The organism is Pseudomonas sp. SORGH_AS_0211 (assembly GCF_031453455.1).
Classification (GTDB): Bacteria; Pseudomonadota; Gammaproteobacteria; order Pseudomonadales; family Pseudomonadaceae; genus Chryseomonas; species Chryseomonas aestiva.
Map to the genome: position 1 here is coordinate 2,080,853 of NZ_JAVIZV010000001.1, position 26,245 is coordinate 2,107,097.

The window sequence follows — 26,245 nt, forward strand, 5'->3', positions numbered from 1 at the left end:
CCCTTGGCGGTAACCCCTGAGCCAGAGCACGAGCTGTGCCATCGCCAAAAATACGATCTATATCAGCGACTTATATAAATATCCCGATACTTGGAAGTCGCTGACCAGACACCTCGGCAGACAACTGTTGCCCGGCGGACAGCCCTGGGCAACAACCCGGGCAAGCCGTGAGACTGCCCCAGGACGCCGCTCAACCCTCCGGATTCAACATCTCGCTGATCTTGTTGGCCAGGGCGTCGATGGCGAAGGGCTTGGTGATGATCTCCATGTTGGGGGCGAGATAACCCTCCACGTTGGAGCCTTCCGCGTAGCCGGTCGCCAGCAGCACCTTGAGCTCAGGGCGATTGGCCTGGGCCAGATCCGCCAGCTGGCGGCCGTTCATGCCGGGCAGGCCCACGTCGGAAATCATCAGGTCGATGCGCTGGGGATTTTCCAGGAACGGAATGGCCTCCTGGGCATCCGCCGCCTCGAGGGTCTGGTAGCCCAGTTCGCTCAGCACCTCCAGGATCAGCGAGCGGACCACGACTTCATCCTCGACGACCAGCACGACTTCGCCACCGCCCAGCGGCGCGATTTTCTGCTCCTCGACCGCGAGGAGGCCCACCTCGCCACCCAGGCACGGCATGTAGAGTTCGACGCGGGTGCCCTTGCCCGGCTGCGAGCGGATCCGCACCGCGCCGTTGGCCTGGCGCATGTAGCCATACACCATGGACAGCCCCAGCCCCGTGCCCTGGCCGATCGGCTTGGTGGTGTAGAAGGGCTCGAAGACCTTGGCCAGCACGTCGGGGGTCATCCCCAGCTCGGTATCGGTCACGCTGAGCAGCACATAGTCGCCTTCCCTGAGCTCCAGGGCCGCGCCCTGCTCCGCAGTGAGGTGCACGGCGGCGGTGGTGATGGTGATGGTGCCGCCCTTCGGCATGGCATCGCGGGCGTTGATGGCCAGGTTGATGATGGCGCTTTCCAGCTGGTTGGCATCCATCCGCACCAGCGCCAGGCCCGCCGCCAGCTGCGTCCGGATGCTGATGTTTTCGCGCAGGGTGCGATGCAGCAGGTCTTCCAGCGACGCCACCAGCGGATTGACCTCGAGGGGTTTGAGATCCAGGGTCTGGCGGCGGGAAAACGCCAGCAGCCGCTGGGTGAGCGCCGCCGCCCGCTGCGCCGAGGTGACCGCCGCGTTGATGTAGCGCTCGTCCTCGCTGGAATCCCCGCCGCGCCGGCGCCGCTGCATCAGCTCCAGGCTGCCGATGATGCCGGTGAGCAGGTTGTTGAAGTCGTGGGCGATGCCGCCGGTGAGCTGGCCGACCGCTTCCATCTTCTGCGCCTGGTGCAGGGTGTCTTCCACCCGGGAACGCTCGGCCACCTCGGCGGCGACCCGCGCCTCGAGCGTCTCGTTGAGTTCCGACAAGGCCTTTTCGGCCTGCTTGCGGGCCGTGACGTCGGCGCAGGTGCCGGTCACATAGGAGGGCTGGCCGGCGGCGTCGCGAAAGACCTTGCCCTTGCTCAGCAGCCACTGTTCGCGCGGTCCGCGCTGGAGCCGGAATTCGACGACGAAATCCTTGCCGTCCAGGCAGTCGACCAGGCACCGGCGGACCCGCTCCCGGTCATCCACCTGGACGAAGTCCAGGAAGCGCTCGACGGGGTCGGCCGTGAGGACATCGGGCAGGCCGAAAAGCTGCTGCAGCGCGCTGTCGCAGTAGAAGCGGCATTCGTCGAGGTACCAGTCGAAGATGCCGGCCTCGGAGGCCAGCAGCGCGGCGCGAAAGCGTTCGTCGGCGAGCTTGAGGCTCGAGCGGGAGTGTTGCTGGGCGAGTATCTGCTCGGTGACGTCTTCGGTCTGGTGGATGATGTAGATGACCTCGCCGCGGTCGTCCAGCACCGGGACGTTGAGCGGGCTCCAGTAACGCACCTCGAAGCCGCCGCCCTCGCTGTCTGGCCGCGGGATGTCGTACTGGGTGACCGCCATGCGATCCGGCTCGCGGCTCTGGATCACCCGCTCGAAAGAGGCGCACAGCACCCCGGCGCCGAACTCCGACTTGCCGTCGGGGTTGCGCCCGAACACTTCGAATATCGAGCGCCCGATGCAGTCCTCGCGCCGGGTATTGGTGCCGCGCAGGCGCCCTTCGTTGGCCGCCACCATGATGAAGTCGGGGCCAGGAGCGAGCACCAGCACCAGATGAGGAAGGCGTTCGAAGAGCAGTTGGAAGTCTGGATCCTGAGGCATGGGTACCTGCATAGATCGGTCAGCGCGAAACGGGTGGTTGCCGGGTAGACCCCAGGCAACTCGGTCTTTTTCTCCTTCTGTGGAGGCCACTGGCCAGGGCTGGGTTCCACCGCCAAGACGAGACGCCTCCTGGGGCGCGGTCGACCCCCGAGTCAGCCGACCGACCATGCGCGGACGCCGGCCAGGCCCTGACCGCTCCGGGGCGTGACGAACCCTCGGCGCGAGACGCGCTGGCCTCACCGCCCGCTCAGCGCGCCGCCGAATCTTCTGCGGTAATCCCCCGGACTCAGCCCCACCACGCGGGTGAAGACCTTGCGGAAGGCGCCCGGATCGCTGTAGCCGACCTCCCAGGCGACCCGTTCCAGGGGCAGCCGGCTGGCCTGCAGCAACTCGCGGGCGCGACCGACGCGCAGTTGCTGGCAATAGGCGGTGGTGGTCATGCCGGTGGCCTGGCGAAAGCGGCGCAGAAAGGTGCGCGGCTCGAGTCCGGCGCGGTGGGCCAGGGTGTCCAGGGCGAGGTCCTGGGCGCCCGTCGCCTGCAGCCATTCCTGCACGGCGAGGATGGCGCTGTCGCCGTGGTTCAGGCGCGGCGAAAAGGCGCTGTAGTAGCGCTGCTGTCGGCCAGGCGGGTCGATGACCAGGGTCCGCGCGGTGTCGAGCATGCGCCTGGCGCCCAGGTAGCGATCGACCAGGCGCAGGCCGAGATCGGTCCAGGCGATGAGACCGCCCGCGGTGACCAGGTCCTCGCCATCGATGAGCAACTGGTCGGCGTCCAGGCTCACGGCCGGAAAACGGGCGGCGAAGCGCTCGACATGCAGCCAGTGGGTGGTGGCGGTGCGGCCATCGAGCAGACCGGTTTCCGCCAGCAGAAAGGCACCGGCGCAGATCGAGGCCAGGCGCACGCCCTCGCCATGCCGTTGGCGGAGCCAGTCACGATAGGGCGCGGCGGCAGCGGGTGAAATCGGCTCCGCCAGACTGGGTGGAAGGATCAGCACCTGAAGCGCGCTATCTGCCCCGGGCAGGGAATCGTAGACCCGTCTGGGCAGCGTCTCGCCCTCCTCCAGCCGCCAGTGGCTGACGCGCAGTCGCGGGCGCTCGGCATCCTCCGCGGTCCCGGTGATGCGTCCGGCGATCTCGAACAGGTCGGTGAGGCCGAGTACCGTCGCCTGTTGCACGCCGGGATAGAGCAGCAGGCCGAGTTCGATCGGTGGTTGATCGTGCATGTGTCGCTGGCGCCCCTGAAGTTGTCGGTCACGCCTCTTCGCCCGCAGGCGCGGCTGGCCAATCATGGCCGGACCCAAACCTGAAGCATCTTCCGAGAGGCTGGACATGAGCAAGCACGCCGTCGTAGTCATCGATCTGCAGAACGAATACCTCCCCCGCGGCAAACTGCCCCTCAGTGGCATCGAGGCGGCGGTCGCCAATGCCGCGCGGATCATCGCCCACGCCCGAGACCAGGGCGTCCCGGTGATCCATGTGCAGCATCAATCGCTGAGCGCCGAGGCGCCGATCTTCGTGCCCGGCAGCGATGGCGTGGAGTTCCAGGCCGCCGTCGTGCCCCGGGCCGGCGAGCCGGTGGTGGTGAAGCACTATCCCAATGCCTTTCGCGAGACCTCGCTCGAGCAGCTGCTGGACGAGCGCGGTATCGAATCGCTGGTGGTGGTGGGCGCCATGAGCCATATGTGCATCGACGCCGGCGTTCGCGCCGCAGCTGATCTGGGCTACGCCGTGACCGTGATCCATGACGCCTGCGCCACCCTGGAGCTGGAATTCGCCGGAGTCCGGGTGCCGGCGGCCCAGGTGCACGCCGCCCTGATGGCCGCGCTGGCCTTCGCCTATGCGAGCCTGGCGTCCACCGACTCCTATCTCGCCGGCCAAGGCAGGGCGGCGCCCGAAGCGCCTTAAGGCACGCCCTGGTCGATCAGCCCCAGCCGCGCGACCCGGGTGCCCGGCGGCAGCAGCGCGCCCGGCGCGATGACCGCATTGGCGCCCAGCCGGCAACCATCGCCGATCAGGGCGCCGAACTTGATCACCCCGGTATCGATCACCTGCTCTCCGTGGCGGATGCGGATGACCGCGCCGTCACTTTCGTTGCGGTAGTTGGCGACGATGGCGCCCGCCTCCAGATTCACCCCGCTGCCGATCAGCGAATCCCCGACGAAATTGAAGTGGGCGAGCTTGCTGCCGTCCAGCAGCAGGCTGCTCTTCAACTCGCAGGCCGGACCCACCACGCAGTGGGCGCCCAGGTGGACACCGCCGCGCAGATAGGCGCCCGCCGCCACCAGGGTGCCCGGGCCGATGATGACCGGTCCCTTGAGCACCGCGCCCGCCTCCACCACCGCGGTCTCGTGGATGGCGCTGTCGCCCTGGCGCCGATAGCCGGGACCGAGGCGCGCCAGCAGCACCCTGACCTGCTCCTCGCAGGCGCCGGTATGCGTCCAGGGCGCGGCGGGCTCCAGGCCCAGACTGGGCCAGGCGGTGATGAAGGTGGCGATATCCAGATCCGGCATGACGGGCCTTGGCAGTGGTGGAACGCCTGCCGATTCTGACCTGTGTTCCCAGCGGATGCTCGCCCGGGCGGGCGAACGGCTCAGGCGTCGCGCAGGCGCCCCAGATGGCCGCTGAGCATGGCCGCGACGGTGCGGCAGGTGCTTTCCGCCAGCAGTTCCTCATCGAACAGCAACTCCACGGTGGAGTGGATCAGCTCGACCACGATCCGCGCGACCTGGGCGACGGCGGCCGGCGGCAGGCTGGGCAGCAGCAGTACCAGCAACGCGGCCTGCTGCGCCGCCACCCGGCGGTGCGAATCCAGGCGCACGTGCTCCAGCGAGGGCACCGCGCGCAGCGCCTTGAGGATCCACATGCCACCGGCGGTCTCGGCGGTGACCCGGTAGGTATCCAGCAAAAGCCCGGTCAAGACGTCTTCCACCCGCTCCAAAGGACCGGCCAGCAGCTCGGCATTGATCCGCCCGTCTATCTGCGCATTCTGCTTCTCCAGCAGGCGCCGGCCCAGTTCCTCCAGCAGGGCGTACTTGTTGGGAAAGTAGCGGTAGAGCGCCGGCGGGGTCAGCCCCGCGCAGTCGCAGACCAGATTGGTCGACAGCCGCTCGATGCCGACCTGACAGAGCACCTCCGCCGCCGCGGCCAGGATGCGTTCGTAGGTTTCCGCTGCCCGCTGCTGGCTGGGGCGGGCCTTGGGCGTGGCGCGGGGGGATGGAGCGGACTCTTTGGCGACCATGAAAAAGCTCTCGGCTAGACGAAAAAACACCTTGATGGGCAGTAAAATGATAGTTATAACTATCGTGTAGCGACAACTATCATATCAGCAACCGCGTTGCCCTTACTGCCTCCAGCCACAACCACAACAAACAGCAGGAGTCTCCTCCATGAAAACACCCTTCGCGCTCGCCGTCGCCCTCTGGGCGCTACCCCTGGCCCCGGTTCTGGCGGCCGACGCCGCACCGGTCCAGGGTCTCTGGCTGACCGCCGACCAGGGCGCCGCCGTCAAGGTCACGCCCTGCGCCGACAACGCCAGTGCCCTGTGCGGCACCATCGTCTGGGACAAGGACGCCGGCAATGCCCATGACACCTGCGGCACCCGCATCTTCCAGATGAGTCGCGACGACGGCGGCACCTGGCGCGACGGCTGGGTGTTCGATCCGCGCGATGGCAAGAAGTACAAGGGCTACGTCCGCCGCAAGGGCGACGACCTCAACATCCGCGCCTATGTCGGCACCGAGGTGCTCGGCAAGACCGAACAGCTCACCCCGCTGAGCACCCTCCCCGCCACCCCGCACTGCAGCTAAGCCACCGCAAGGAGCGACCCCATGAACCGGATTCTTCACCGCACCCAGGCGGCGGCCCTGCTGTGCCTGAGCATTCTCGGCAGCGCGGTCCAGGCCGATGACGACCTGGCCAGCTATGCTCTGACCATCACCCCGAGCCTGCTCTCGGACGTGCGCAACCGCAGCATCTCGGATTCGCTCAATCGGCCAGGGGCCAAGGTCACCGTGGAATTCGCCCACGAAAGCGGCCTGATCGGCCTGGCGGAACTCGGCACCGTGAGCAAGAAGCAGTTCCTCGACGGCGATGGCGCCAACGTGCTGCTGGCCGGCGGCTACCGCTTCGGCGATCCGGAGGCCTGGCACTTCGGCGTCGGGCTGGCCGGGGAATTCTTTCCCGGGGCCCACTTCAAGGCGCCCAGCCGCATCGATCCGGAGACCGGCGCCCCCGATGGCTTGCGCAGCACCAACTACAACAGCCAGTTCGCCGTGCTGGAGATCGGCTACGGGGCACTGCAGGGGCGCATCCTCAACGTGCTCTCGGAAAACTATCGCGGTGCCAACACCGCCGGCGTCTGCGGCGCCCAGCTGCAATTCAACCCCGATCCCACCAAGGGCCTGGAGTGCTATGCCAAGGGCGAGCACAACTCCCGCGGCAGCCTGCTCTACGACCTGGACTATCGCTACGAGCTGACCCCGCGCACCAGCCTCAAGCTGCACGCCGGCTACCAGCAGATCCGCAATTTCTCCGAGGCCAACTTCAGCGACTACGGCGTCGGCCTGGTGCATCGCCACTGGGGCTTCGACTTCGGCCTGGACTACCTGAGCCCCCATACCCGGGCGCGCGAACTCTACATCGCCGAAGACGGCGACCATCAGCGCGCGACGGACGAGGCCCGCTGGGTGCTGTCCGTGGCCCGTCCCTTCTGAGCCGGCGCCCATGAAACCTCACGTCTTCGCCACGCCGCCCGCGCCGGCCCAGGCCACCGCCCTCGACGGCCTGGTGCTGGTGGTGGACCTCGGCACCTCCGGCTGCAAGAGCGCGCTGGTCACCCTTGGCGGCGAGGTGGTCGCCTGGACCTTCCATGGCGTCACCCTGCACGTCGAAGGGCACAGCGCCGAACAGGAACCGGAAGACTGGTGGCAGGCCTTCCTGCGCGGCGCCGGCGAATTGCTGGCGGCGGATCCGGCGCGGCGGCGGCGGGTGGTGGCGGTGTGCTGCTCGACCCAGACCGAGGGCACGGTGTGCGTGGACGCCAACGGCCAGGCCCTGGGCCGGGCGCTGCTCTGGCTGGACATGCGCGGCGCCGAATCCGTGGCGCGGCGGGTCGGCGGCGGCCGGCTCAAGGTGGCCGGTTACTCGCCGTTCAAGCTGTGGCGCTGGATCCGCCTCACCGGCGGCGCGCCCTCGCTGTCGGGCAAGGATTCCGCCGGGCACATCGCCTATCTGCAGGACCACCAGCCGGAGCGCTATGCGCGCACGGTGAAGTTTCTCAATGTCCTCGACTTCATGAATCTGCGCCTTACCGGTCGCTGCTGCGCCACCGCCGATTCCATCTGCACCGCCTGGATCACCGACAACCGCGATTCGCGTCAGGTGAAGTACGACGCCGGGCTGATCCGCACCCTGGGCTTCGACCGCGACAAGCTGCCCGATCTGGTGGATTCCGCGGAGGTGATCGGTACCCTGACCGGCGCGGTGGCCGCCCAGCTCGGTCTGCCGCGCAGCACGCCGGTGGTGGCCGGCTCGGTGGACACCTCGGCAGTGGCGGTGGGCTCCGCGGTGGAAGACTTCGCGCCGCACCTCTACCTGGGCACCTCCTCCTGGCTGGGCGCCCACGTGCCCTTCAAGAAGTCCGATGTCCTGCGCCACATGGCCGCCGTGCCCAGCGCGGTCAAGGGCCGCTACCTGGCCATGGCGCTGCAGACCGCGGCGGGTGCCAACCTGTCCTTCCTGCGCGACAAGGTGCTCTACCACCCGGACGAACTCCTCAGCGACGAACAGCACCCGGATCTCTATGCGCTGCTCGACCGCATCGCCGCCCGGGTGCCGGCCGGCGCCCGCGGGCTGCTCTACACCCCCTGGCTGTATGGCGAGCGCAGCCCGGTGGACGATCCCAGCCTGCGCGCGGCGCTGATCAACCTGTCGCTGGAGCACACGCGGGAAGACATCATCCGCGCCTTTCTCGAAGGGGTGGCGCTTAACACCCGCTGGATGCTGGAACCCTTCGGCCGCTTCCTCGGCCGCCGACCGGAGCGGATCACCGCGGTGGGCGGCGGCGCCCAGTCCAATCTCTGGTGCCAGATCATGGCCGACGTCACCGGCCACGTGATCGCCCAGCCCGATGCGCCCATCCAGGCCAATGCCCGGGGCTCGGCCTATATCGCCGCCGCCGGCATCGGCGCCCTGACCTTCAGCGACGTGCCGGCGCTGCAGCGACCGCCGCGTCTCTACCAGCCTTGCCCCCAGGCGCGGGCGCGCTACGACGACAGCTACGCCACCTTTCTCGAAGTCCGCCGGCGCCTGGCGCCGCTCTACCGCCGCCTCAACCCCAACCAGGGAGCCCGACCATGAGCGATACCCTCGAAGCGCGCGAACAGGTGGTCGATCTCTGCCTGCACCTGGTGCGCCGCGGCTTCTTCGCCGCCACCGGCGGCAACCTGGCCCTGCGCCTGGACGCCGAGCGAATCGCGGTGACCCCCTCCGCCCTCGACTACTACCAGATGGGCGCGGAAGACGTCTGCATCCTGCGCCTGGCCGACCTGCACCAGCTCGAAGGCGATCGCGCACCCTCGGTGGAAACCGGGCTGCACGCCCGGGTGCTGCGGCGCTTTCCGGCCGCGGGCTGCAGCCTGCACACCCACCAGCCGCTGGCCAGCGCCTGCACCCTGCTGGGCGAGGCCCTGAGCGTCGACGACCCCGAGCGCTGGCCCGAACTGGGCCGCCGCTTGCCGCTGGTGGGCTATGCCCCCTCCGGCACCGGCTGGCTGGCCAAGCGCCTGGATCGCGCCCTGAGCGCCGAGAGCCCGGCCTATCTGCTGCGCAACCACGGGGTGCTCTGCTACGGCGCCAGCGCGCGCCAGACCCTGGCGGTGCTGGAGCAGCTGGAAGCCTTCTGCGAGCACTACCTGGTCGGCCGTATCGCCAACCGACCCGGCGTCTCCGCCGCCGACAGCCTGGCGCGCCAGCGCCTGCTGACCACCCTCACCGCCTCCCTCCCGTCCTGAGGTCCGCCATGAACCAGCCCCTGACCACCCCGCCGCCCCTGGTGCCCACGCCGCCGGCGATTTCCGCCTGGCCGGATACCGAGACGCTCTATCGCCGTTTCGACGCCCTGGTCAAACAGCCCATGCGCCCGCTGCGCCGCGAGGCGCTGGCCAAGGTCATGGGCTATTTCGACGAGCGCTGCCAGGGCTCGCGGCGGCTCGCCGAAGAAGCCAAGCGCTTCATTCCCGGGGGCATCCAGCACAACCTGGCGTTCAACCATCCCTTCCCCCTGGCCATCGCCCGGGCGGAGGGCGCCCACCTCACCGACGTCGACGGCAACCAGTACATCGACTTCCTCCAGGCCGGCGGCCCCACCCTGCTCGGCTCCAATCATCCCGGCGTGCGCGACCAGGTCCAGCGCATCCTCGCCGAGTGCGGCCCGGTCACCGGCCTGCTGCACGAATACGAGGTCAAGCTCGCCGAACTGGTCTGCCAGAGCGTGCCCGGCATCGACCAGGTGCGGCTGCTGGGCTCGGGCACCGAGGCGGCCATGGCCGCGGTGCGCCTGGCACGGGCCTATACCGGGCGCCGCTGGATCATCAAGATCGGCGGGGCCTATCACGGCTGGAGCGATCAGCTGGTGTACGGCATGCGCCTGCCCGGCACCGGGCGCATGGAGGCCCTCGGCATTCCCCGGGGCGCCACCGCCCACACCCAGGAAAGCCCGCCCAACGACCTCGACGCCCTGCGCCGGCGGTTGCAACTCAATCGCCTGCGCGGCGGCACCGCGGCGGTGCTGGTGGAACCCTTCGGCCCGGAGAGCGGCACCCGCCCGGTGCATCCGCAGTTCAATCGCGAGGTGCGCAAGCTCTGCGACGAATTCGGCGCCCTGCTGATCTTCGACGAGGTGGTGACCGGTTTTCGCGCCGGCATGGGCGGTGCCCAGGGCTACTTCAAGGTGCTGCCGGATCTCACCGTGCTCGGCAAATGCCTCACCGGCGGCTATCCCATGGCCGGGGCCCTGGGCGGCAAGGCCGAGGTCATGCAGCTGCTGGTGGGCGGCATCGGCACCTCGTCGAAGCGCGCCTTCGTCGGCGGCACCCTGTCGGCCAATCCGCTGTGCTGCGTGGCCGGCTACTACGCCCTCAAGGAGATCCAGCGCCTCGACGCCGCCGGCCAGGCCGGTCGTGCCGGCGATCGGCTGCGCCAAGGGCTGGACGAGATCATCGAGCGCCGCAACCTGCCCTATGTCGCCTACAACCTGGGCTCCATCGTCCATCTGCAGACCTCCGGCGTGCTGCTGCTCGACACCGGCAACCCGCTCAAGCTGCTGCGGGTGCGCAACGAAGCCAAGGCGCGCAAGCACATGATGGAAGAGATGGGCGCCGCCTACACCGCCCATGGCCTCATCACCCTGGCCGGCAGCCGCATCTACACCAGCCTGGCCGACACCGACGCCGTGATCGACGACGCCCTGGAGCGTTTCGACCGGGTCTTCCAACTGGTATGAGGCCGCCCATGAAAGCCGAACTGCGCCAGCAATGGCTGGATCTGCAGCAACGCCTGGCCCGCCAGGGCGAACGCTCGGCCCTGGCCCTGTCGGTACGCATACCGGGGGCGGGCAGCCTCTGGTACGGCACCCTGGGCGATGCCGCCCCCTGCGAGATCGAGCTGACCCGCAGCAGCGGCGGCGCCCTCGATCACGCACTCGTCTACCGCTCGCGACCGGATGTCGGCGCCATCATCCAGGGGGCCGGGCGCTATGGGCAGCATGTGGCGGACTTCGGCGGCCAGTTGCCGCAGCTGTTCGACGAGCAGGCCCGGCACCTGGGCCGGATGGCGCCCGCGGTGGCCAGGGGCGACGCCCTGGCGGAAGCCCTGGCCGACCAGGGCAACGTCCAGCTGCTCGGCGGCCACCCGCTGTGCCTGGGGACCACCGCCAGCCGCGCCGCCCTCAATGCCGAGCTGTTCGAGAAATGCGCCAAGGCCTACACCCTGGCCCAGGCCACCGGCGCCGTGCTCACCCGCCTGCCCTGGTGGGTGGTGCTGATCGCCACCCGCCGGCTCCAGCGCGACCAGCGCGCCGCCGCCGAGGCCTTCCGCCAGGGCCGGCTGCCGGCGGAAAGCCGCGGTTACTAGTTACTCTTCGAAGGTAGAGCCCATGACCGTCACCTCGCCCTCTCCGCCCCGCCAGGTCTGCGCCGCGCTGCTGCTGGGGTCCCTGGCCCTGCTCATCCTCGGCCTGCAGCCGCTGCTGCTCGGCGAGCTGTTCACCAGCGGTCGGGCCAGCCTCGATGGCCTGGGCCTGGTGGCCATGGGCGAGATCGTCGCCCTGGGCCTGGGGGTCATCGCTGGCGAGGCCCTGGGCCCGCGCCTGGGGCTGCCAGCCGTCCTGGTACCGGCGACGCTGCTGGCGATCGCCGCCGACCTGGCCAGCGCCCAGGCCAGCGGTGATCTGCTGCTGCTCGGCCTGCGCGCCCTCGCCGGCCTCGGCGAAGGCCTGCTGCTCTGGGCGGCGGTCGCGCTGATCGTGCGCCAGCCCGCCGCCGAGCGCCTATCCGGCCTGTTCATGGCGCTGCAGACCTTTTGCCAGGGCCTGCTGGCCGCCCTGCTGGCGCTGTGGATCCTGCCGCGCCTGGGCAGCCCCGGCGGCTTCCGGCTGCTGGCCGGCGTGACCGCCCTGGCCCTGCCACTGACCGCCGCCTTGCCCCGCCGGCTGGCGGCGCTGGAGATCGCTGGCAGCGTGCCCGTCCGCCATCGCTGGCGGCTGCCCCAGGCCCTGCTGCTGGCCTTCGTCGGCTGCCAGCTGGCGGCGGTTGGTGCGCTCTGGGCCTATCTGGAGCCCTATGGCGAAGCCCTCGGGCTGGACGCCAGCCAGGCCCAGACCCTGATCGCCGCGAGCTTTGCCGCCCAGTTGCTTGGTGGCCTGGCCGGTGCAGCCCTGGTGGCCTGGCTGCCGGCCGCCGCCACCCTGATCCTGGCGACCCTGTTGCTGGGCAGCCTCGCCGCGCTGATCTACGGCCTGGCACCAGGGGCGCACCTGACCTTCGCGCTGCTGTGCCTGGCCTTCACCTTTCTCTGGCAGACCCTCACCCCCTTCCAGATCAGCCTGGCGCTGCGGCTGGACGCCAGTGGCCGCGTCGCCACCCTGGTGCCTTCGCTGCAACTGCTCGGCTGCGCCGCCGGCCCGGCGCTGGCGTCCCTCTGGCTGCAGGGCGCCGCGGTCCGGCCCGCCGCCCTGACCAGCGCCTTGCTCGCCCTGCTGGCCCTGGGGTTGGCGGCCCTGCTCGCCCTCAGTGCCCCCGGCTTCCGGCCGGTACCGCGCTGGCGCTGGCAACGCCCAGGCTGAATACTGCCGTCGTCGCCGCGTCGCCTCCTTCCTGCCCCTTGCGGACTGCTGCCATGAATGCGCCCCTCCCCGATCCCGCTCCCGCCCTGGTCGACCCCGAGACCCTGCAGCGACTGTTCGCCGCCCAGGGACCACGCGCCCTGGCCCTGCGCGGTTCCAGCGCCGCCGAGCGGCTGACCCTGCTGCAGCGCCTGCAGGGCGCCCTGGTGGCGCGGCGTGGGGCGCTCTATGCGGCCTTTCGCCAGGACTTCGGCAAGCCGGAGGTGGAGGTGGAACTGTCGGAGATCATGCCGGTGCTGGAAGAGATCCAGCACGCGCGCCGCCACCTGCGCCGCTGGATGAAGCCGCGGCGGGTGCGACCGACCCTGACCTCCCTCGGTTGCCCGGCGCACATCCACAGCCAGCCACGCGGCCGCTGCCTGATCATCGGCCCCTGGAACTACCCGGTCTCCACCCTGCTCGGCCCGCTGGTATCGGCGCTGGCGGCCGGCAACAGCGTGATGCTCAAGCCCTCGGAATTCACCCCGGCGGTCAATGCGGTACTGCGCGAGCTGCTGACCGAGGCCTTCACCCCGGACACCGTGGCCTTTTGCGAAGGCGACGTCACCACCGCCCAGGCGCTCCTGGCGCTGCCCTTCGATCACTTCTTCTTTACCGGCTCCACGGCCGTGGGCCGCCTGGTGATGCAGGCCGCCGCCCGGCACCTGGCCTCGGTGACCCTGGAATTGGGTGGCAAGTCGCCGGCGATCATCGACGCCAGCGCCGATCTGGACGCCGCCTGCGAACTGTTGCTCTGGGGCAAGTTCCTCAATGCCGGCCAGTCCTGCGTCGCCCCCGACCATGTCTTCGTCGCCCGCCGCCTGCTGCCAGCCTTCAAGGAGCGCTGTCGCGCCCTGCTGGTGCAGCGCTACGGCACCGATGCCGCCGCCAGCCCCGACTACGCCCGGCTCATCCACCCGCGCCACGCCAGCCAGCTGATCGGGCTGCTGGAACAGGCCCGGGCCGCCGGCGCGCAGCTGATCCATGGCGGTGCGCACGATGCGGCCGGGTGCTATCTCGCCCCGACCCTGCTGGATTGCTCGGCCGTCGACAGCCCCCTGGACAGCCAGGAGCTGTTCGGTCCGCTCTTGCCGGTGATTGCCTACGACGACCTGGAGGAGGTGCTGCAGCGCATCGACGCCGGTCCCAAGCCCTTGGCGCTCTATCTCTGGAGTCGCGATCGCGCGGTGCAGCGACGGGTCGTCGCTCGCACCAGCTCCGGCAGCGTCGGCCTCAACCTGTGCATGCAGCAGTACACCCAGCTGCACCTGCCCTTTGGCGGCGTCAACCACTCTGGCAGCGGCAGCGCCCATGGCCAGGCGGGTTTTCGCACCTTTTCCCACGAGCGCAGCGTGCTCGCCGCCGGTCCGCTGCTGGCCGTTCGTCTGCTGCTGCCGCCCTATTCGGCGTTCAAGCTGCGGCTGGCGCAATGGGTGTCGCGCCTGACTGGAGGCGGCTAGGTCCAGTACGAGAAGTGCCTGCGCATCGGCGATGCTTCGTTGAAAAGCCCTGGATCGCCAGCCCGGTCGGAATGCTCCTTTACCGCACCTACACTGCGCTTCCTCCGCTTTTTGATGGGTGAGCGCTCACCCTTCAAGCAGCCTTGGGCCTTTACTCCCCGTGGTCGTTTCAACTCGCCTCACCTGCGCTCGGCGACGTTCGTACAGGATCGAGAAAACGCCCGGCAGGGCGCACCATCCGCCGGGAATGACGCTGCCGAGGATGCACGAGCGGCAAACCAGCCTTTAGAATGACGGGCCGCCAGCCTTGGGCGTGCCAATCTGCAATCGGCGCGGTCCAAGCCCGGCATGGGTTACCCTTGCACGTGAATTCTATTGGAGCGGTGAGCTGAACGATGGGCTTTGAGCAACTAGCTGAACTACGCGACCGCCTGCGGGCCGAAAAAGCGCAGGTAAAGACCGAGAGCAACGAGCGGCCGGCGCGGAGACCTTCACCGAAAGCCAAGCCCCGCGAGCAGAAGCCCCGCGAGCAGGATCCGGTGGTCGAAGGCATCCGCCGTCTGCAAAAGCACTTCCCGCTGGCCTTTCCGGTCAATCCGGCCCCCAAGGTGCCGCTCAAGGAAGGCATCCTGAAGGACGCCGAGCAGCACCTGGAGCGCCTGGGCATCACCGGTGACCAGCTCAAGCAGTCGATCGCCACCTGGTGCCGTGGCACCCGCTACTGGGCGGCCATGACCGAAAACGCCCCGCGCCTGGATCTGGATGGCCAGCCGGCTGGCACCGTGACCGCGTCCCAGGCGGTCTATGCCAAGCAGCAGGCACGCCGCCAGCGCGCCCAGGCCCGCCGTGAGCAGGCCAAGGCCAAGGCGGACACCGCCGCGCCGGTCGAAGCTGAGGCGCCTGCAGCGGTCGAGGCTATCGCCGCTCCCGCGGACGACGCCTCCGCCTGAGACCCGCTGCCCCTGTCGCCCTGACAGGGGCAGTCGTTCCGGACGCCTGCCACGCTAGGACCGCCTTCCCGGCAACTCGATCCGCATGACCGTGCCGCCACCCTCGCGCCCCAGGGCGACGATGCGGCCCTGATGCGCCGCGCAGATGGCGCGGGCGATGGACAGGCCCAGGCCGCTGCCGCCCAGGTGACGTGCCCGGGAGCTGTCGGCGCGCCAGAAGCGGTGGAAGACCCGCTCGCGGTCGGCTTCGGCGATGCCCGGGCCGCGATCCCGGAATTCCAGCACCAGCCCTTCGGCGAGGGCCCGCTGGACGATCTCCAGTTCGCCGCCGCTGGCGCCATAGCGTAGGAAATTTTCCAGCAGGATGTTGAGCAACTGGCCGATGCGATCGCGGTCGGCATACAGCCGTTGGCGGGGATCGAGCTCCAGGCGAAGTCGTATCGCCTCGGCCTGCAGCTGGGGCGCGAACCAGGCCAGTCGCTCTTCCACCAGCGCCGCCAGGGCGAAGGGCCGCTGGTCCAGCGCCAGTTGTCCGGCCTCGGCCAGCGACAGGGTATGCAGGTCGCCGACCAGGGTGTTGAGCAGGTCGAGCTGGCGCTTGACCATCTGCAACTGGCGGGCATCCGCGGGAAAGACCTCGTCGAGGATGCCCTGCACCCGCACCGAGGCGGCGTTGAGCGGGGTGCGCAGCTCATGGGCGAGGATGGCGCTGGAATCCCGCACGTCGCGTTCGTATTGCTGCAACCGCGCGGTGAGGCTGTTGAAGTCCAGCGCCAGGCGGCGCAACTCCGCGGGTGCCGTCTCGGCTACCTCCAGCCGGGTGTCCAGATCGCCCGACGCCACCCGCCGCGCCGCCGCGGCGATGGCGGAGAACTGGCTCGACAGCGGGCGTGACAGCCGAAAGCCGGCAAGCAGGATCAAGGGCACGGCCGCCAGCACCAGGCCCGCCAGCACCCACCAGTCGCGGCTGGCGATCCCGGGCAGGAAATAGCGCACCGGATAGTAGTGGCTGAACAGCGCCCAGAGCCGCGCCTCGTGCTCCTGCGGATCGGCGCGCAGCTGGAGGATTTCCGCCCGCGCCGCCTGGGGCACCTGGCGCAGCACCCACCAGTCGCCGAAGAGAAACCAGAGGGTACATGCCGGCGGCGATCAGCAGCACCGCGCCCAGAGCCAGCAGGCTCATGCGCCAGCCAACCCAGCGCCCCAGCGGGGCCTGGCGCTTCATGAAAAGCGATAGCCGATGGCGCGTACCGTCACCGGCACGCCGGGAATGCCCGCCGCCTCCAGCTTGCGCCTGAGGTTGTGCAGGTGGGTGTCCACCACCCGCGCCAGGGCCTCGCTCTCCGGCAGGCAGCGCTCCAGCAATTCCTCGCGGGTAAAGGCCTTGTGCGGAGTGCGCATCAGGGTGGCGAGCAGGCCGAATTCGGTGGGCGTCAGCTCCAGGACGCGCGCCTCGAACGTGGCGCTGAAACTCTCCAGATCCACCGTCAGGGCCCCATGGCGCAGCCAGCGATCATCGCGCGGCGCCTGATGACAGCGGCGCAGCACCGCGTGCACCCGCGCCACCACCTCTTTGGGGTTGTAGGGCTTGACCACGTAATCGTCGGCGCCATAGCGCAGGGCGCCGAGCTTTTCCGGCTCGTCGCCGATGGCGGTAACCATGATCACCGGGGTATCCCCGGCGCGGCGGATCTGCGCCAGCACCTCGGTGCCACCAAGGCGCGGCAACATCATGTCGAGCAGGACCAGGTCGGGTCGCTCGCGCTGGAACAGGTCCAGCCCCTGGCGGCCGTCCTCGGCGAGCATCACCGTGAAGCCGTCGCGCCGCAGGTAGGCCTCCAGCACGCTGGCGCTGTCGGCGTCGTCTTCGACGATGAGTATGAGGTTGTCGCCCACGTCCGCTCTCTTGATCGAATCTCGACAATTCGCCGAAGGAATCTTGATTCGGCGTCCCTAGGCTGCGACCCATGCCTTGCATTGGGTCTGCCTGCCATGCCTTCACTCGCCGCTTCCGTCACCTGCCCGCTGCTGCTGGTCAGCCTGCTGGGCCTCAGCGGTTGCTCGCTGATTCCCGACTACCAGCGGCCGGCACTGCCGGTGCCCGCGCACCTGGGGCAGTGGCAACGCCCGGACGCTACGCCCGCGGCGGTCGTCGACCTCAGTCCGGAGGAGCGCCAACTGCTGGCCGCGGTCAGCGCTGAAGCCCTCCTGCCAGAGCTGGCGAGCCAGGCGCTGGCGGGCAATCGAGACTACCGGATAACCCAGCTCAGGGTCGAGCAGGCGCGGGCGCAGCTGGGAGCCCGCCAGGCCGAGCGCTGGCCCACCCTGGGCCTGGCGGTGCAGCGTCCGCGTCAGCGCTTCGCCGATCCGGCGCTGGACGAACGCTACCAGCAGGACCTGGCCACCGCCACCCTGGGCGTGGACGCCTTCGAACTGGACTTCTTCGGCCGCGTGGCCAGCCTGGGTGAAGAAACCCGCCACCAGCTGCTGGCCAGTGCCTATGGCCAGCAAGCCGCGCGCGGCGCCCTGGTGGTCGAGGTGGCGCGCCTCTTCCTGCTGGCCCGCGAGGCCGATGCCCAGGTCGCCAGCGCCCAGGCCATGGCCGCGCTCAGCGACCAGCTGATGCAGCGCACCCAGGCGCGCATCGCCGCCGGCGACCTGGCTCCGGCCGCACTGGAGCCCCTGACCCAGGCTGCCCTGGAGGCGCGCCAGCAGGTGCGACAGCGGCTGGGTCAGCGCACCCAGGCCTATGGGGCGCTGGCCTGGGTCACCGGCTACCGGCTGGCACCCTCCCCCAGCGCTGCGCCTGCCCTCGCCGGTCCTCCGCCGGAGCTGCCCGGCGAGTTGGCCGACCTGCCTTCCAGCCGCCTGCTGGAGCGTCTCGACGTGCGCGCCGCCGAGGAACGTCTGCAGGCGGCCAACGCCAGCATCGGCGCGGCCCGCGCCGCCTTTTTCCCGAGCATCCGCCTGAGCACCGCGGTGGGCCTGGCCAGTCCGCAATTGCAGGATCTGTTCAGCGCCGGGCAGGGGCTGCGACTGCTGACGCCGTCGCTGTCCCTGCCGCTGCTCGACGGCGGGCGCAACGGCGCCAACCTGGATGCGGCCAGGACCGCTCGCGACCTGGCCCTGGCCGCCTACGAGCGCACCCTGCAGGACGCCTTTCGCGACCTGGCCGACGGCCTGGAGGAGCGCCGCCTGCTGCTCGCGCAGCGCCAGACCCTGGACGCCCAGCTGCAGCTGAGCCACCAGCGCCGCCAGCGCCTGGCGCGCCAGTGGCAGGCCGGGGCTGGCGATCCCGGCGCCAGCCTGCAGGCCGGCCTCGACGACCTGCGCGCCAGTGAGACGCTGCGCCGGACCGAGCAGGCCCTGCGCCTCAATCGCCTGCGCCTGTACCGCGCTCTGCACGGCCTGGATCACCCTTCCGCCACCCGAGAGGACCTGCCATGACCCGCACCGCCCTGCTGCCGCTGCTGCTTTGCCTGACGCCCCTGGCCGGCCAGGCGGCCGACGCCTCGCCCTGGGGCGACCACACCGATGTCAGCCTCGGCTTGGTGGCCGGCGCGGTCAGTCGCTACCTGGGTTCGGCCGACTATCGGCCGCAGCTGCTGCCCCTGATGGTGGTCCAGCGCGGCCCCTTCTTTGCCGACACCAGTCGCGGCCTCGGCCTGCAATGGCAGTCGGCCCGGGGGCTGACCCTCAGCGGCGCCCTCAACTACGACGTCGGCCGCGATGACCGCGACAACGCCTGGCGGCCAGGCGCCGACCGGCTGCGGGGGATGGGCGAGGTCGACGGCGCCACGGTGCTGGACCTCACCCTGAGCCAGGCCCTGGCGCCCTGGCTCAGTCTCAACGCCGAGGGCGAATGGCGGCTGGCCGGCGCCCGGCGCGGCTCTCGCTATCGGCTGGGGGTGGAAGCCATAGGCCTGCACACCGACCAGGACACCCTGGCGCTGGATCTCGACGCCCACGCCGGCGACCGCCGCTTCAACCAGACCTATTTCGGCGTCACCGCCGCCCAGAGCGCCGCCAGCGGCTTCGCCCCGGCGCGTCTCGACCAGGGCATCCATGCCTATTCCGCCGCGCTGAACTGGTTGCACACCTTCGATCCGCACTGGAGTTCGGTGGCGACCCTGACCACCACCTACTACGGCGACCAGGCACGCGACAGCCCGCTGCGGCAGCGCGCCACCGCCACCACCGCCCAAGTCGCCCTGACCTACAGCTTCTGATCCTGGAGCCCGCCATGCCCGGCCCGCGCCTGACCTCCGCCCTCACCCTCCTCCTGCTGCTGCCCCTGCTGGGCGGCTGCTCACCGGATGAACGCCCCGGTCCGGTGCCCCTGCGCACCGTCAAGCTCGCGCCGGTCGCCCGGCTGACGGCCCAGGCGCCGCTGCTGCCCGGCCTGGTGCGCCAGCCACGCAGCACGGCGCTGGCCTTCGAGAATGGCGGGCGGGTGCTGCGGGTGGCCGTGGACGTGGGCGCGCGGGTCGCGGCCGGGCAGGTGCTCGCCGAGCAGGATGGCGAGCCGGCGCGTCTGCGCCTCGACCAGGCCAGCGCCCGGGTGCAGGCCGCCCGGGTAGACCTGGACCAGCGCCGCGCCGGACAACAACGGGCCCGGCAGCTGTTCGCCGAGGGCAACCTGGCCAAGGCCGAGCTGGAAGCCGCCGACGCCGCCCTGGGCGCGGCCCAGGCGCAGCAAAGAGGCGCGGAGGCGGAGCTGGCGCTGGCACGCCGCGCGCTGGCCGAGACCCGGCTGGTGGCGCCCTTCGCGGGCCAGATCGTCCTGCGCGCGCCGGAGCCGCTGCGACTGCTGGGCGCGGGCGAGACCCTGCTCGAATTGCAGGCCGAGGGTGAACGCCAGGTGGTGGTGCAGGTACCAGCCGCCCTGGCCCAGGGGCTGACGCCCGGCGCCCAGGCGCAGGCCTATGCCACGCGCGACGGCAAGCCCCTGGCGCTCCAGCTGGTCGGTCTTTCGCCGCGCGCCGAACAGGGCCTGCTGCAGGAAGCGGTCTTCGCCCTCGACCAGGGGGCGCCGGCCCTGCCCAGCGGCAGTCTGCTGGACGTGCGCCTGCCGCTGCCGGTCCAGGCCCAGCTGGCGGTGCCCCTGGGCGCGCTGCTGCCCGGTCAGCGCGGCAGCGCGGGGCAGGTCTTCGTCTACCAGCCGGAAACGCGGCAGGTGAAGCCGCGCCCGGTCACGGTGGCGGCCCTGCAGCAGGGCCAGGCGCTGATCGCCAGCGGCCTCGCCGAGGGCGAGCAGATCGTGGTGGCCGGCGCGGCATTCCTGCGCGCCGGCGAGCAGGTGCTGCCCTATCAGCCCAGCACCTTGCTCACGGGGGAGTAGGCCATGTCCCTGACCGCTTTCGCCCTGCGCCGGGGTCGCCTGGTGCTCTTCATCGCCCTGGCCCTGTTGCTGGGCGGGATCTATGCCTTTCTCGGCTTTCCGTCCCAGGAGGAACCCAGCGTGACCGTGCGCGACGCCCTGGTCAGCGTTGCCCTGCCCGGCCTGCCCAGCGACCGGGTGGAGGAATTGCTGGCCAAGCCGCTGGAAGACCGGCTGCGCGAATTGCCCGAACTCAAGACCCTGGTGACCACCCTGAGACCCGGACAGGCCATCATCCAGCTCACCGCCCGGGACGAGATCAAGGACCTGCCGGCGCTCTGGCAGCGCGTCCGCAACAAGGTCGCCGAGGTGGCGCCAGGGCTGCCCGAGGGCATCCAGGGCCCGCTGGTGGACGATGACTTCGGCCGGGTGGCGGTGGCGTCCATCGCCGTGACCGCGCCCGGTTTTTCGCCGAGCGAACTGCGTCGCGAGGTGGAAGGCCTGCGCCGCGCCCTCTATGGCCTGCCCGGGGTCGACCGTATCGCCCTCTATGGCCTGCAGGACGAGCGCGTCGTCCTGACCCTGGACGCCACGGCGCTGGCCCGCCTGGACCTGTCGCCCCAGGCGCTACTGGCGCAACTGCGCACCCGCAACGAGCTGGTCAGCGGCGGCAGCCTGCGCGCGGGAGAACGCGTGCTCAGCCTGGCCATCAGCGGCGAACTGGCCGATCCCGCCGCGCTGCGCGCCGTGCCGATCCAGCTGGCCGAAGGCCGCGCCGTGCCCCTGGCCGAGCTGGCCCAGGTGCGGATCGAGTCCGCGCAACCGGTGCGCAGCGCCGCCTTCTATCGAGGCGAACGCGCCCTGGTGCTGGGCATCGCCATGACCCCGGGCCGCAACGTCGAAGCCTTCGGCGCCGCGCTGCACGACCGGCTCGAGGAACTGGCGACCACCCTGCCCACCGGCTTCGCCCTGCATCGGGTGACCTTCCAGGCCGAGGTGGTGCACCACGCCATGGCGCGCATGCAGCACGTGCTGATGGAAACCATGGTGATCGTCATGGCCGTGGTCATGCTGTTCCTGGGCTGGCGCCTGGGATTGATCGTCGGCGCCATCGTCCCGCTCACGGTGCTGGCGACCCTGCTGGTCATGCGCGCCCTGGGCATCGAGTTGCAGACGGTGTCCATCGCCGCGCTGATCCTGGCGCTGGGGCTGCTGGTGGACAACGGCATCGTCATCGCCGAGGACATCGAACGGCGCCTGCGCGCGGGCGAAGAACGTCGCGCCGCCTGCGAGGCCGCCGGCCGGACCCTGGCCATCCCGCTGCTGACCTCTTCGCTGGTGATCATCCTGGCCTTCTCGCCCTTCTTTCTCGGCCAGACCAGCACCAACGAATACCTGAGGTCCCTGGCCGTGGTGCTGGCACTGACCCTGCTGGGCTCCTGGGCGCTGAGCCTGACGGTGACGCCGCTACTCTGCCTGCGCCTGGTGCCGGACCCCAGCCATGGCGGTACCAGCACCGACAGCGCCCTGCACCGCGGCTATCGCCGCCTGCTGGAGGTCCTGCTGCAGCATCGGCTGGCCTATCTGCTGGCCATGCTCGGGTTGCTGACCCTGGCCACCCTCAAGCTGCTCAGCTTGCCCTACGACTTCCTGCCGCCCTCGGATCGCAACCAGTTCCAGATCCCCCTCCAGCTGGAACCGGGCACCTCGGCCCAGCGTACCCTGGAACTCATGCAGGGCTTCAGCCGCTGGCTAGGCGAGGATGCCGATATCGCCGCGAGCATCGGCTACGTCGCCGAGGGCGGACCGCGCATCGTGCTGGGCCTGAATCCGCCGCTGCCCGGTCCCAATGTCGCCTATTTCACCGTCACCACCCGCCCGGACGCCGATCTCGCCCAGGTCATGGCCCGGGTCGGCGAGCAGCTGACCCGGGCCTATCCCGAGGTACGCGCCCAACCCAAGCGCTTTTCCCTGGGCACCACCGAAAGCGGCCTGGCGGTCTATCGCCTGAGCGGTCCGGACGAGACGGTCCTGCGTCAGCTGGGTGCCAACCTGGCCGACCTGCTCGCCGCCGTCCCCGGGACCCGCGACATCCAGGACGACTGGGGTCCGCGGCTGCTGCGCTACCAGGTCGAGGTCGACCCGGCCCGGGCCCGCGCCGCCGGACTCGACCGGCGCGACCTGGCCCAGGCGCTGCAACTGGCCGGTGACGGCCTGAGCGGCGCCCAACTCCGCGACGGCCAGTATCCGGTCGAGATCGCCGCGCGCAGCACGCCCCGCGGTGGGGATCCGGGCACCCTGCTGGTCTATCCCCAAGACGGCGGCGCACCGCTGCCACTGGCGGCGGTGGCCCGGATCGAGCTGGCCAGCGAGGCCGGGGTCAAGGTCAGGCGCAACCTGCAGCGCACCCTCACGGTCAGCGTCCGCAATCCCGGTATGACCGCCGCGACCCTGGTCGCCACCCTCGCGCCCCAGTTGCCCACCCTGCAGTTGCCACCCGGTTACCGCCTGGAGCTGGGCGGCGAGAGCGAGGATTCCGCCGCCGCCAACGACGCCCTGCTGCGCTATCTGCCACTGGCCGCCGTGGCCATGCTGCTGCTGTTCCTCTGGCAATTCGATTCCTGGCGCAAGGTGCTGATCATCGTCGCCAGCATCCCCTTCATCCTCATCGGCGTGGCCCTGGCGCTGTGGCTGAGCGGCCATCCCTTCGGCTTCATGGCCACCTTCGGCCTGCTGTCCCTGGCCGGCATCATCGTCAACAACGCGGTGCTGCTGCTCGAACGCATCGAAGCCGAACGCCAGGCCGGCAAGCCCCTCGTCCCGGCGCTGCTCGACGCCGCCGGCGAGCGCCTGCGGCCGATCATCATGACCAAGCTCACCTGCATCCTCGGCCTCATCCCGCTGATGCTCTTTGCCGGTCCGCTGTGGACCGGCATGGCCATCAGCATGATCGGCGGCCTGGCACTGGGCACCCTGGTGACCCTGGGGCTGATCCCGGTGCTCTACGCCCTGCTGTATGGCCGGCACCAGGACAGCTGAACGAGGCACCGGCGGCGTGGCTGTCCTGCTCCCGCGAGCTCGGGCTCAGGTGGTGGCGCCCAGTTGCCAGGGGACGAATTCGTTCTGCCCGTAGCCGTGCAACTCGCTGCGGCTGCGCTCGCCCGACGCCAGTGCCAGCAGCCGTTCGAAGATGAAGGCGCCGCGCTCTTCCAGAGTGGTGCTGCCGTCGACCAGGCCGCCGCAATCCACGTCCATGTCGTCGCGCTGGCTTTCCCAGAGGCGGGTGTTGGTGGCGATCTTCAGCGACGGCGTCGGCGCACAGCCATAGGCCGAACCCCGGCCGGTGGTGAAGGCGATGAGGTTGGCCCCTCCCGCCACCTGGCCGGTGGCTGAGACCGGGTCGTAGCCGGGGGTGTCCATGAACACCAGGCCCGGGCTGCGTACTGGCTCGGCGTAGCCATAGACCGCCATGAGATCGGTGGAGCCGGCCTTGATCACCGCGCCGAGGGATTTTTCCAGGATGGTGGTCAGGCCACCCGCCTTGTTGCCCGCCGAGGGGTTGTTGTCCAGGCTGGCGCAGAAGCGGGCGCAATAGTCTTCCCACCAGCGGATGCGCTCCACCAGGCGTTCGCCCACCGCCGGGCTGGCGGCGCGCCGGGTGAGCAGGTGTTCGGCGCCGTAGATCTCCGGGGTTTCCGAGAGGATGGCGGTGCCCCCGGCGGCCACCAGCATATCCACCGCCCGGCCCAGCGCCGGGTTGGCGCTGATGCCGGAATAGCCGTCCGAGCCGCCGCACTGCAGGCCGAGGATCAGGTGCCGGGCACTGACCGGTTCGCGCTGCACCGCATTGGCCGCGGGCAGCAACGCTTCCACCGCGGCGATGCCCCGGGCCACGGTGGCGGTGGTGCCGCCGCTGTCCTGGATAGTGAGGGTGCGCAATCCCGCGTGCTCGCTGAGGCCCTGGTCGGCCAGCAGCGTGGGGATCTGGTTGGCTTCGCAACCCAGGCCGATGAATAGCACCGCGGCGAAGTTGGGGTGGGACGCATAGCCGCCCAGGGTCCGGCGCAGCACCGCCATGCCCTCGCCCTGGGTATCGATGCCACAGCCGACGCCATGGGTCAGGGCGACCACGCCGTCGACGTTGGGATAGGCCCCGAGCGCCGCGGGATGGACGTCGCGGCGAAAATGGTCGGCCACCGCCCGCGCCACCGTGGCCGAGCAATTCACCGAGGTGAGGATGCCGATATAGTTGCGGGTCGCCACCCGGCCATCCGGGCGGACGATGCCGAAAAAGCTGCGCTCGATGGGCGCCGGGGCGCCACGGGCCTCGATCCCGAAGGCGTGCTCGCGGGTGAAGTCGCCCATGGCCAGGTTGTGCACGTGGACATGGCTGCCGGCGGCGATGGCCTCGCGGGCGAAGCCGATGATCTGGCCATAGCGGCGTACCGGTGCGCCTGCCGCTATGGCGCGCACCGCGACCTTGTGACCGGCCGGCACCGGTTCGCGGACCTGCACGCCCTCCTCGGGCAATTCGAGGCCGGGCACCAACGCCTGGCGGGCGATCAGTACATCGTCGTGCGGATGCAGGCGCAGGGTGGCGCGGGCAGCGGCCGTGGCGCCGCTGCGGGTGATCAATTCCATAGGGGTCTCCACGTCAGCATTCGAGGTCGGCCTTGACCGCGCCTGTGGCGAGGTCCGGCACGGGGTATTTCCGAGAGACGCCGAGCCGCATCAGCCACGCGCCTCTTCCAGTTGCCGCACGGCCTGTTCCACGCCGCGCAATTCCGCCAGGCCCTTGAGCCGGCCGATCAGCGAATAGCCCGGATTGGTCCGCCGCCCCTGGTCGTCCAGCAGCTGATGACCGTGGTCCGGCCTCATGGGCAGACGCGCCCCGCCCTCCCGTGCGCGGCGGCGCTCTTCGCGTACCAGCTCACGGATCACCGCGACCATGTCCACGTCGCCGTCCAGGTGATGGGCCTCGTGGAAACTGCGCGGATCCGCCTCGCGCCGGGTCGCCCGCAGGTGCACGAAGTGGATGCGCGGGGCGAATTGGCGGGCCATGGCCACCAGGTCGTTGTCGGCGCGCACGCCGTAGGAGCCGGTACAGAAGGTCAGCCCGTTGGCCGGGCTCGGTACCGCGTCCAGCAGCCACTGGGCGTCGGCGGCGGTGGAGACCACCCGTGGCAGGCCCAGCAGCGGTCGCGGCGGATCGTCCGGGTGCACCCCCAGACGAATGCCCACGGCTTCCGCCACCGGCACCACGGCCTGGAGAAAGTCCGCCAGGTGCTCGCGCAGCCGCGCGGCGTCGATGCCGGCATAGGTGGCCAGCAGGGCGCGCAGGTCGGCGACCGAGTAGCCCTCCTCGGCGCCCGGCAGACCGGCGATGAGGGTACGCACCAGTTCCTCGCGCCCGGCTGCGTCGAGCCCGGCGTGATAGCGGCGCGCGCGTTCGATCTCCTCGGCGGCGTACTCGGCCTCGGCGCCCTCCCGCTGCAGGATGCAGAGATCGAAGGCGGCGAAGGCGTCCTGATCGAATCTCAGCGCCCAGCCGCCGTCGGGCAACCGGTGCGCCAGCTGGGTGCGGGTCCAGTCCAGCACCGGCATGAAGTTGTAGCAGACCACGTCGATACCGCACTGGGCGAGATTGCGCAGGCTCTGCCGATAGTTGTCCAGATAGCGCTCGCGGGTCGAGAGACCGCGCTTGATATCCTCGTGGACCGGGATGCTTTCCACCACCGACCAGGTCAGTCCCGCCGCCTCGATCAGCGCCTTGCGCTCGGCGATGGCCGCCAGCGGCCAGACCTCGCCATTGGGAATCTCGTGCAGCGCCGTGACGATGCCGGTGGCCCCGGTCTGGCGGATGTCGGCGAGGGAGATGGGATCGCGCGGGCCGAACCAGCGCCAAGTGTGTTCCAT

Annotated in this window: 22 protein-coding genes; 14 read left to right on the plus strand and 8 right to left on the minus strand. The window is 70.2% G+C overall.

Annotated elements, in window-relative coordinates; genetic code table 11:
* Window positions 1–190: 190 nt before the first annotated feature.
* Both QE393_RS09725 and QE393_RS09730 read right to left on the minus strand, forming a co-directional pair.
* On the minus strand, window positions 191–2,221 hold the full coding sequence (locus QE393_RS09725) for an ATP-binding protein (protein WP_310043207.1): 2,031 nt from the start codon (window positions 2,219–2,221) through the stop codon (window positions 191–193).
* Between the two features lie 236 nt (window positions 2,222–2,457).
* Complete coding sequence (locus tag QE393_RS09730; protein WP_310043210.1) at window positions 2,458–3,444, minus strand: GlxA family transcriptional regulator; 987 nt, start codon at window positions 3,442–3,444, stop codon at window positions 2,458–2,460.
* A gap of 106 nt (window positions 3,445–3,550) precedes the next feature.
* Between QE393_RS09730 and QE393_RS09735 the strand changes: the two genes are divergently transcribed.
* Complete coding sequence (locus tag QE393_RS09735; protein WP_273806248.1) at window positions 3,551–4,126, plus strand: cysteine hydrolase family protein; 576 nt, start codon at window positions 3,551–3,553, stop codon at window positions 4,124–4,126.
* Here the strand turns inward: QE393_RS09735 and QE393_RS09740 are convergent.
* On the minus strand, window positions 4,123–4,731 hold the full coding sequence (locus tag QE393_RS09740; protein ID WP_273806247.1) for a DapH/DapD/GlmU-related protein: 609 nt from the start codon (window positions 4,729–4,731) through the stop codon (window positions 4,123–4,125). The genes QE393_RS09735 and QE393_RS09740 overlap by 4 nt on opposite strands.
* A gap of 80 nt (window positions 4,732–4,811) precedes the next feature.
* Entirely contained in the window at window positions 4,812–5,459 is a 648-nt protein-coding gene (locus QE393_RS09745) for a TetR/AcrR family transcriptional regulator (RefSeq protein WP_273806246.1), read from the minus strand.
* A 148-nt stretch (window positions 5,460–5,607) separates the two neighbouring features.
* On the opposite strand from QE393_RS09745, the gene QE393_RS09750 reads away from it, so the two are divergent.
* The 9 genes from QE393_RS09750 (at window position 5,608) to QE393_RS09790 (ending at window position 15,009) form a co-directional block, all read left to right on the plus strand.
* Window positions 5,608–6,027, plus strand: a complete 420-nt coding sequence (locus QE393_RS09750; protein ID WP_273806245.1) for a DUF2147 domain-containing protein — start codon at window positions 5,608–5,610, stop codon at window positions 6,025–6,027.
* 21 nt (window positions 6,028–6,048) lie between these two features.
* Window positions 6,049–6,933, plus strand: coding sequence for a TorF family putative porin (locus QE393_RS09755; protein WP_273806244.1), 885 nt, complete (start codon window positions 6,049–6,051; stop codon window positions 6,931–6,933).
* Window positions 6,934–6,943: 10 nt separating this feature from the next.
* The gene (locus tag QE393_RS09760) at window positions 6,944–8,578 is read left to right on the plus strand and encodes an FGGY-family carbohydrate kinase (protein ID WP_273806243.1); all 1,635 of its coding nucleotides are present in this window, start codon (window positions 6,944–6,946) and stop codon (window positions 8,576–8,578) included.
* A complete protein-coding gene (locus QE393_RS09765; protein WP_273806242.1) occupies window positions 8,575–9,231 on the plus strand; it encodes a class II aldolase/adducin family protein in 657 nt (218 codons plus the stop codon). Before QE393_RS09760 ends, QE393_RS09765 begins: the two co-directional genes overlap by 4 nt.
* 8 nt (window positions 9,232–9,239) lie before the next feature.
* Window positions 9,240–10,721, plus strand: coding sequence for an aminotransferase class III-fold pyridoxal phosphate-dependent enzyme (locus QE393_RS09770; protein WP_310043217.1), 1,482 nt, complete (start codon window positions 9,240–9,242; stop codon window positions 10,719–10,721).
* An 8-nt stretch (window positions 10,722–10,729) separates the two neighbouring features.
* On the plus strand, window positions 10,730–11,350 hold the full coding sequence (locus QE393_RS09775) for a class II aldolase/adducin family protein (protein WP_273806240.1): 621 nt from the start codon (window positions 10,730–10,732) through the stop codon (window positions 11,348–11,350).
* Window positions 11,351–11,372: 22 nt separating this feature from the next.
* A complete protein-coding gene (locus QE393_RS09780) occupies window positions 11,373–12,560 on the plus strand; it encodes a hypothetical protein (RefSeq protein ID WP_310043219.1) in 1,188 nt (395 codons plus the stop codon).
* Window positions 12,561–12,613: 53 nt separating this feature from the next.
* On the plus strand, window positions 12,614–14,059 hold the full coding sequence (locus QE393_RS09785; protein ID WP_310043220.1) for an aldehyde dehydrogenase family protein: 1,446 nt from the start codon (window positions 12,614–12,616) through the stop codon (window positions 14,057–14,059).
* Window positions 14,060–14,454: 395 nt separating this feature from the next.
* Entirely contained in the window at window positions 14,455–15,009 is a 555-nt protein-coding gene (locus QE393_RS09790) for a ProQ/FinO family protein (protein WP_310043221.1), read from the plus strand.
* Window positions 15,010–15,063: 54 nt separating this feature from the next.
* On the opposite strand, the gene QE393_RS09795 is transcribed toward QE393_RS09790, so the two are convergent.
* The gene (locus QE393_RS09795) at window positions 15,064–16,113 is read right to left on the minus strand and encodes an ATP-binding protein (RefSeq protein ID WP_310043223.1); all 1,050 of its coding nucleotides are present in this window, start codon (window positions 16,111–16,113) and stop codon (window positions 15,064–15,066) included.
* Between the two features lie 117 nt (window positions 16,114–16,230).
* Window positions 16,231–16,905, minus strand: coding sequence for a response regulator (locus tag QE393_RS09800; RefSeq protein WP_273806235.1), 675 nt, complete (start codon window positions 16,903–16,905; stop codon window positions 16,231–16,233).
* 96 nt (window positions 16,906–17,001) lie between these two features.
* On the opposite strand from QE393_RS09800, the gene QE393_RS09805 reads away from it, so the two are divergent.
* The 4 genes from QE393_RS09805 to QE393_RS09820 are packed head-to-tail and all read left to right on the plus strand — an operon-like array spanning window position 17,002 to window position 23,368.
* Window positions 17,002–18,456 (plus strand): TolC family protein, encoded by a 1,455-nt coding sequence (locus QE393_RS09805; RefSeq protein ID WP_273806234.1) that lies wholly within the window; start codon window positions 17,002–17,004, stop codon window positions 18,454–18,456.
* A complete protein-coding gene (locus QE393_RS09810) occupies window positions 18,453–19,238 on the plus strand; it encodes a MipA/OmpV family protein (RefSeq protein WP_310043228.1) in 786 nt (261 codons plus the stop codon). Before QE393_RS09805 ends, QE393_RS09810 begins: the two co-directional genes overlap by 4 nt.
* A 14-nt stretch (window positions 19,239–19,252) precedes the next feature.
* Window positions 19,253–20,350, plus strand: a complete 1,098-nt coding sequence (locus QE393_RS09815; RefSeq protein WP_273806232.1) for an efflux RND transporter periplasmic adaptor subunit — start codon at window positions 19,253–19,255, stop codon at window positions 20,348–20,350.
* A gap of 3 nt (window positions 20,351–20,353) precedes the next feature.
* Window positions 20,354–23,368 carry an efflux RND transporter permease subunit gene (locus QE393_RS09820; protein ID WP_310043229.1) on the plus strand — a complete coding sequence of 1,005 codons (3,015 nt, stop codon included), beginning with the start codon at window positions 20,354–20,356 and terminating at the stop codon, window positions 23,366–23,368.
* Between the two features lie 45 nt (window positions 23,369–23,413).
* Here the strand turns inward: QE393_RS09820 and QE393_RS09825 are convergent, their stop codons facing one another.
* Window positions 23,414–24,970 carry a UxaA family hydrolase gene (locus QE393_RS09825; RefSeq protein ID WP_273806230.1) on the minus strand — a complete coding sequence of 519 codons (1,557 nt, stop codon included), beginning with the start codon at window positions 24,968–24,970 and terminating at the stop codon, window positions 23,414–23,416.
* A gap of 90 nt (window positions 24,971–25,060) precedes the next feature.
* A complete protein-coding gene (gene uxuA / locus QE393_RS09830) occupies window positions 25,061–26,245 on the minus strand; it encodes a mannonate dehydratase (protein ID WP_273806229.1) in 1,185 nt (394 codons plus the stop codon).

What these genes read in the sequence shown, in the direction of transcription:
- QE393_RS09725 (WP_310043207.1), bottom strand. Translation starts at nt 2,221, where the DNA reads ATGCCTCAGGATCCAGACTTCCAACTGCTCTTCGAACGCCTTCCTCAT.
- QE393_RS09730 (WP_310043210.1), bottom strand. Translation starts at nt 3,444, where the DNA reads ATGCACGATCAACCACCGATCGAACTCGGCCTGCTGCTCTATCCCGGC.
- QE393_RS09735 (WP_273806248.1), top strand. Translation starts at nt 3,551, where the DNA reads ATGAGCAAGCACGCCGTCGTAGTCATCGATCTGCAGAACGAATACCTC.
- QE393_RS09740 (WP_273806247.1), bottom strand. Translation starts at nt 4,731, where the DNA reads ATGCCGGATCTGGATATCGCCACCTTCATCACCGCCTGGCCCAGTCTG.
- QE393_RS09745 (WP_273806246.1), bottom strand. Translation starts at nt 5,459, where the DNA reads ATGGTCGCCAAAGAGTCCGCTCCATCCCCCCGCGCCACGCCCAAGGCC.
- QE393_RS09750 (WP_273806245.1), top strand. Translation starts at nt 5,608, where the DNA reads ATGAAAACACCCTTCGCGCTCGCCGTCGCCCTCTGGGCGCTACCCCTG.
- QE393_RS09755 (WP_273806244.1), top strand. Translation starts at nt 6,049, where the DNA reads ATGAACCGGATTCTTCACCGCACCCAGGCGGCGGCCCTGCTGTGCCTG.
- QE393_RS09760 (WP_273806243.1), top strand. Translation starts at nt 6,944, where the DNA reads ATGAAACCTCACGTCTTCGCCACGCCGCCCGCGCCGGCCCAGGCCACC.
- QE393_RS09765 (WP_273806242.1), top strand. Translation starts at nt 8,575, where the DNA reads ATGAGCGATACCCTCGAAGCGCGCGAACAGGTGGTCGATCTCTGCCTG.
- QE393_RS09770 (WP_310043217.1), top strand. Translation starts at nt 9,240, where the DNA reads ATGAACCAGCCCCTGACCACCCCGCCGCCCCTGGTGCCCACGCCGCCG.
- QE393_RS09775 (WP_273806240.1), top strand. Translation starts at nt 10,730, where the DNA reads ATGAAAGCCGAACTGCGCCAGCAATGGCTGGATCTGCAGCAACGCCTG.
- QE393_RS09780 (WP_310043219.1), top strand. Translation starts at nt 11,373, where the DNA reads ATGACCGTCACCTCGCCCTCTCCGCCCCGCCAGGTCTGCGCCGCGCTG.
- QE393_RS09785 (WP_310043220.1), top strand. Translation starts at nt 12,614, where the DNA reads ATGAATGCGCCCCTCCCCGATCCCGCTCCCGCCCTGGTCGACCCCGAG.
- QE393_RS09790 (WP_310043221.1), top strand. Translation starts at nt 14,455, where the DNA reads ATGGGCTTTGAGCAACTAGCTGAACTACGCGACCGCCTGCGGGCCGAA.
- QE393_RS09805 (WP_273806234.1), top strand. Translation starts at nt 17,002, where the DNA reads ATGCCTTCACTCGCCGCTTCCGTCACCTGCCCGCTGCTGCTGGTCAGC.
- QE393_RS09810 (WP_310043228.1), top strand. Translation starts at nt 18,453, where the DNA reads ATGACCCGCACCGCCCTGCTGCCGCTGCTGCTTTGCCTGACGCCCCTG.
- QE393_RS09815 (WP_273806232.1), top strand. Translation starts at nt 19,253, where the DNA reads ATGCCCGGCCCGCGCCTGACCTCCGCCCTCACCCTCCTCCTGCTGCTG.
- QE393_RS09820 (WP_310043229.1), top strand. Translation starts at nt 20,354, where the DNA reads ATGTCCCTGACCGCTTTCGCCCTGCGCCGGGGTCGCCTGGTGCTCTTC.
- QE393_RS09825 (WP_273806230.1), bottom strand. Translation starts at nt 24,970, where the DNA reads ATGGAATTGATCACCCGCAGCGGCGCCACGGCCGCTGCCCGCGCCACC.
- uxuA (WP_273806229.1), bottom strand. Translation starts at nt 26,245, where the DNA reads ATGGAACACACTTGGCGCTGGTTCGGCCCGCGCGATCCCATCTCCCTC.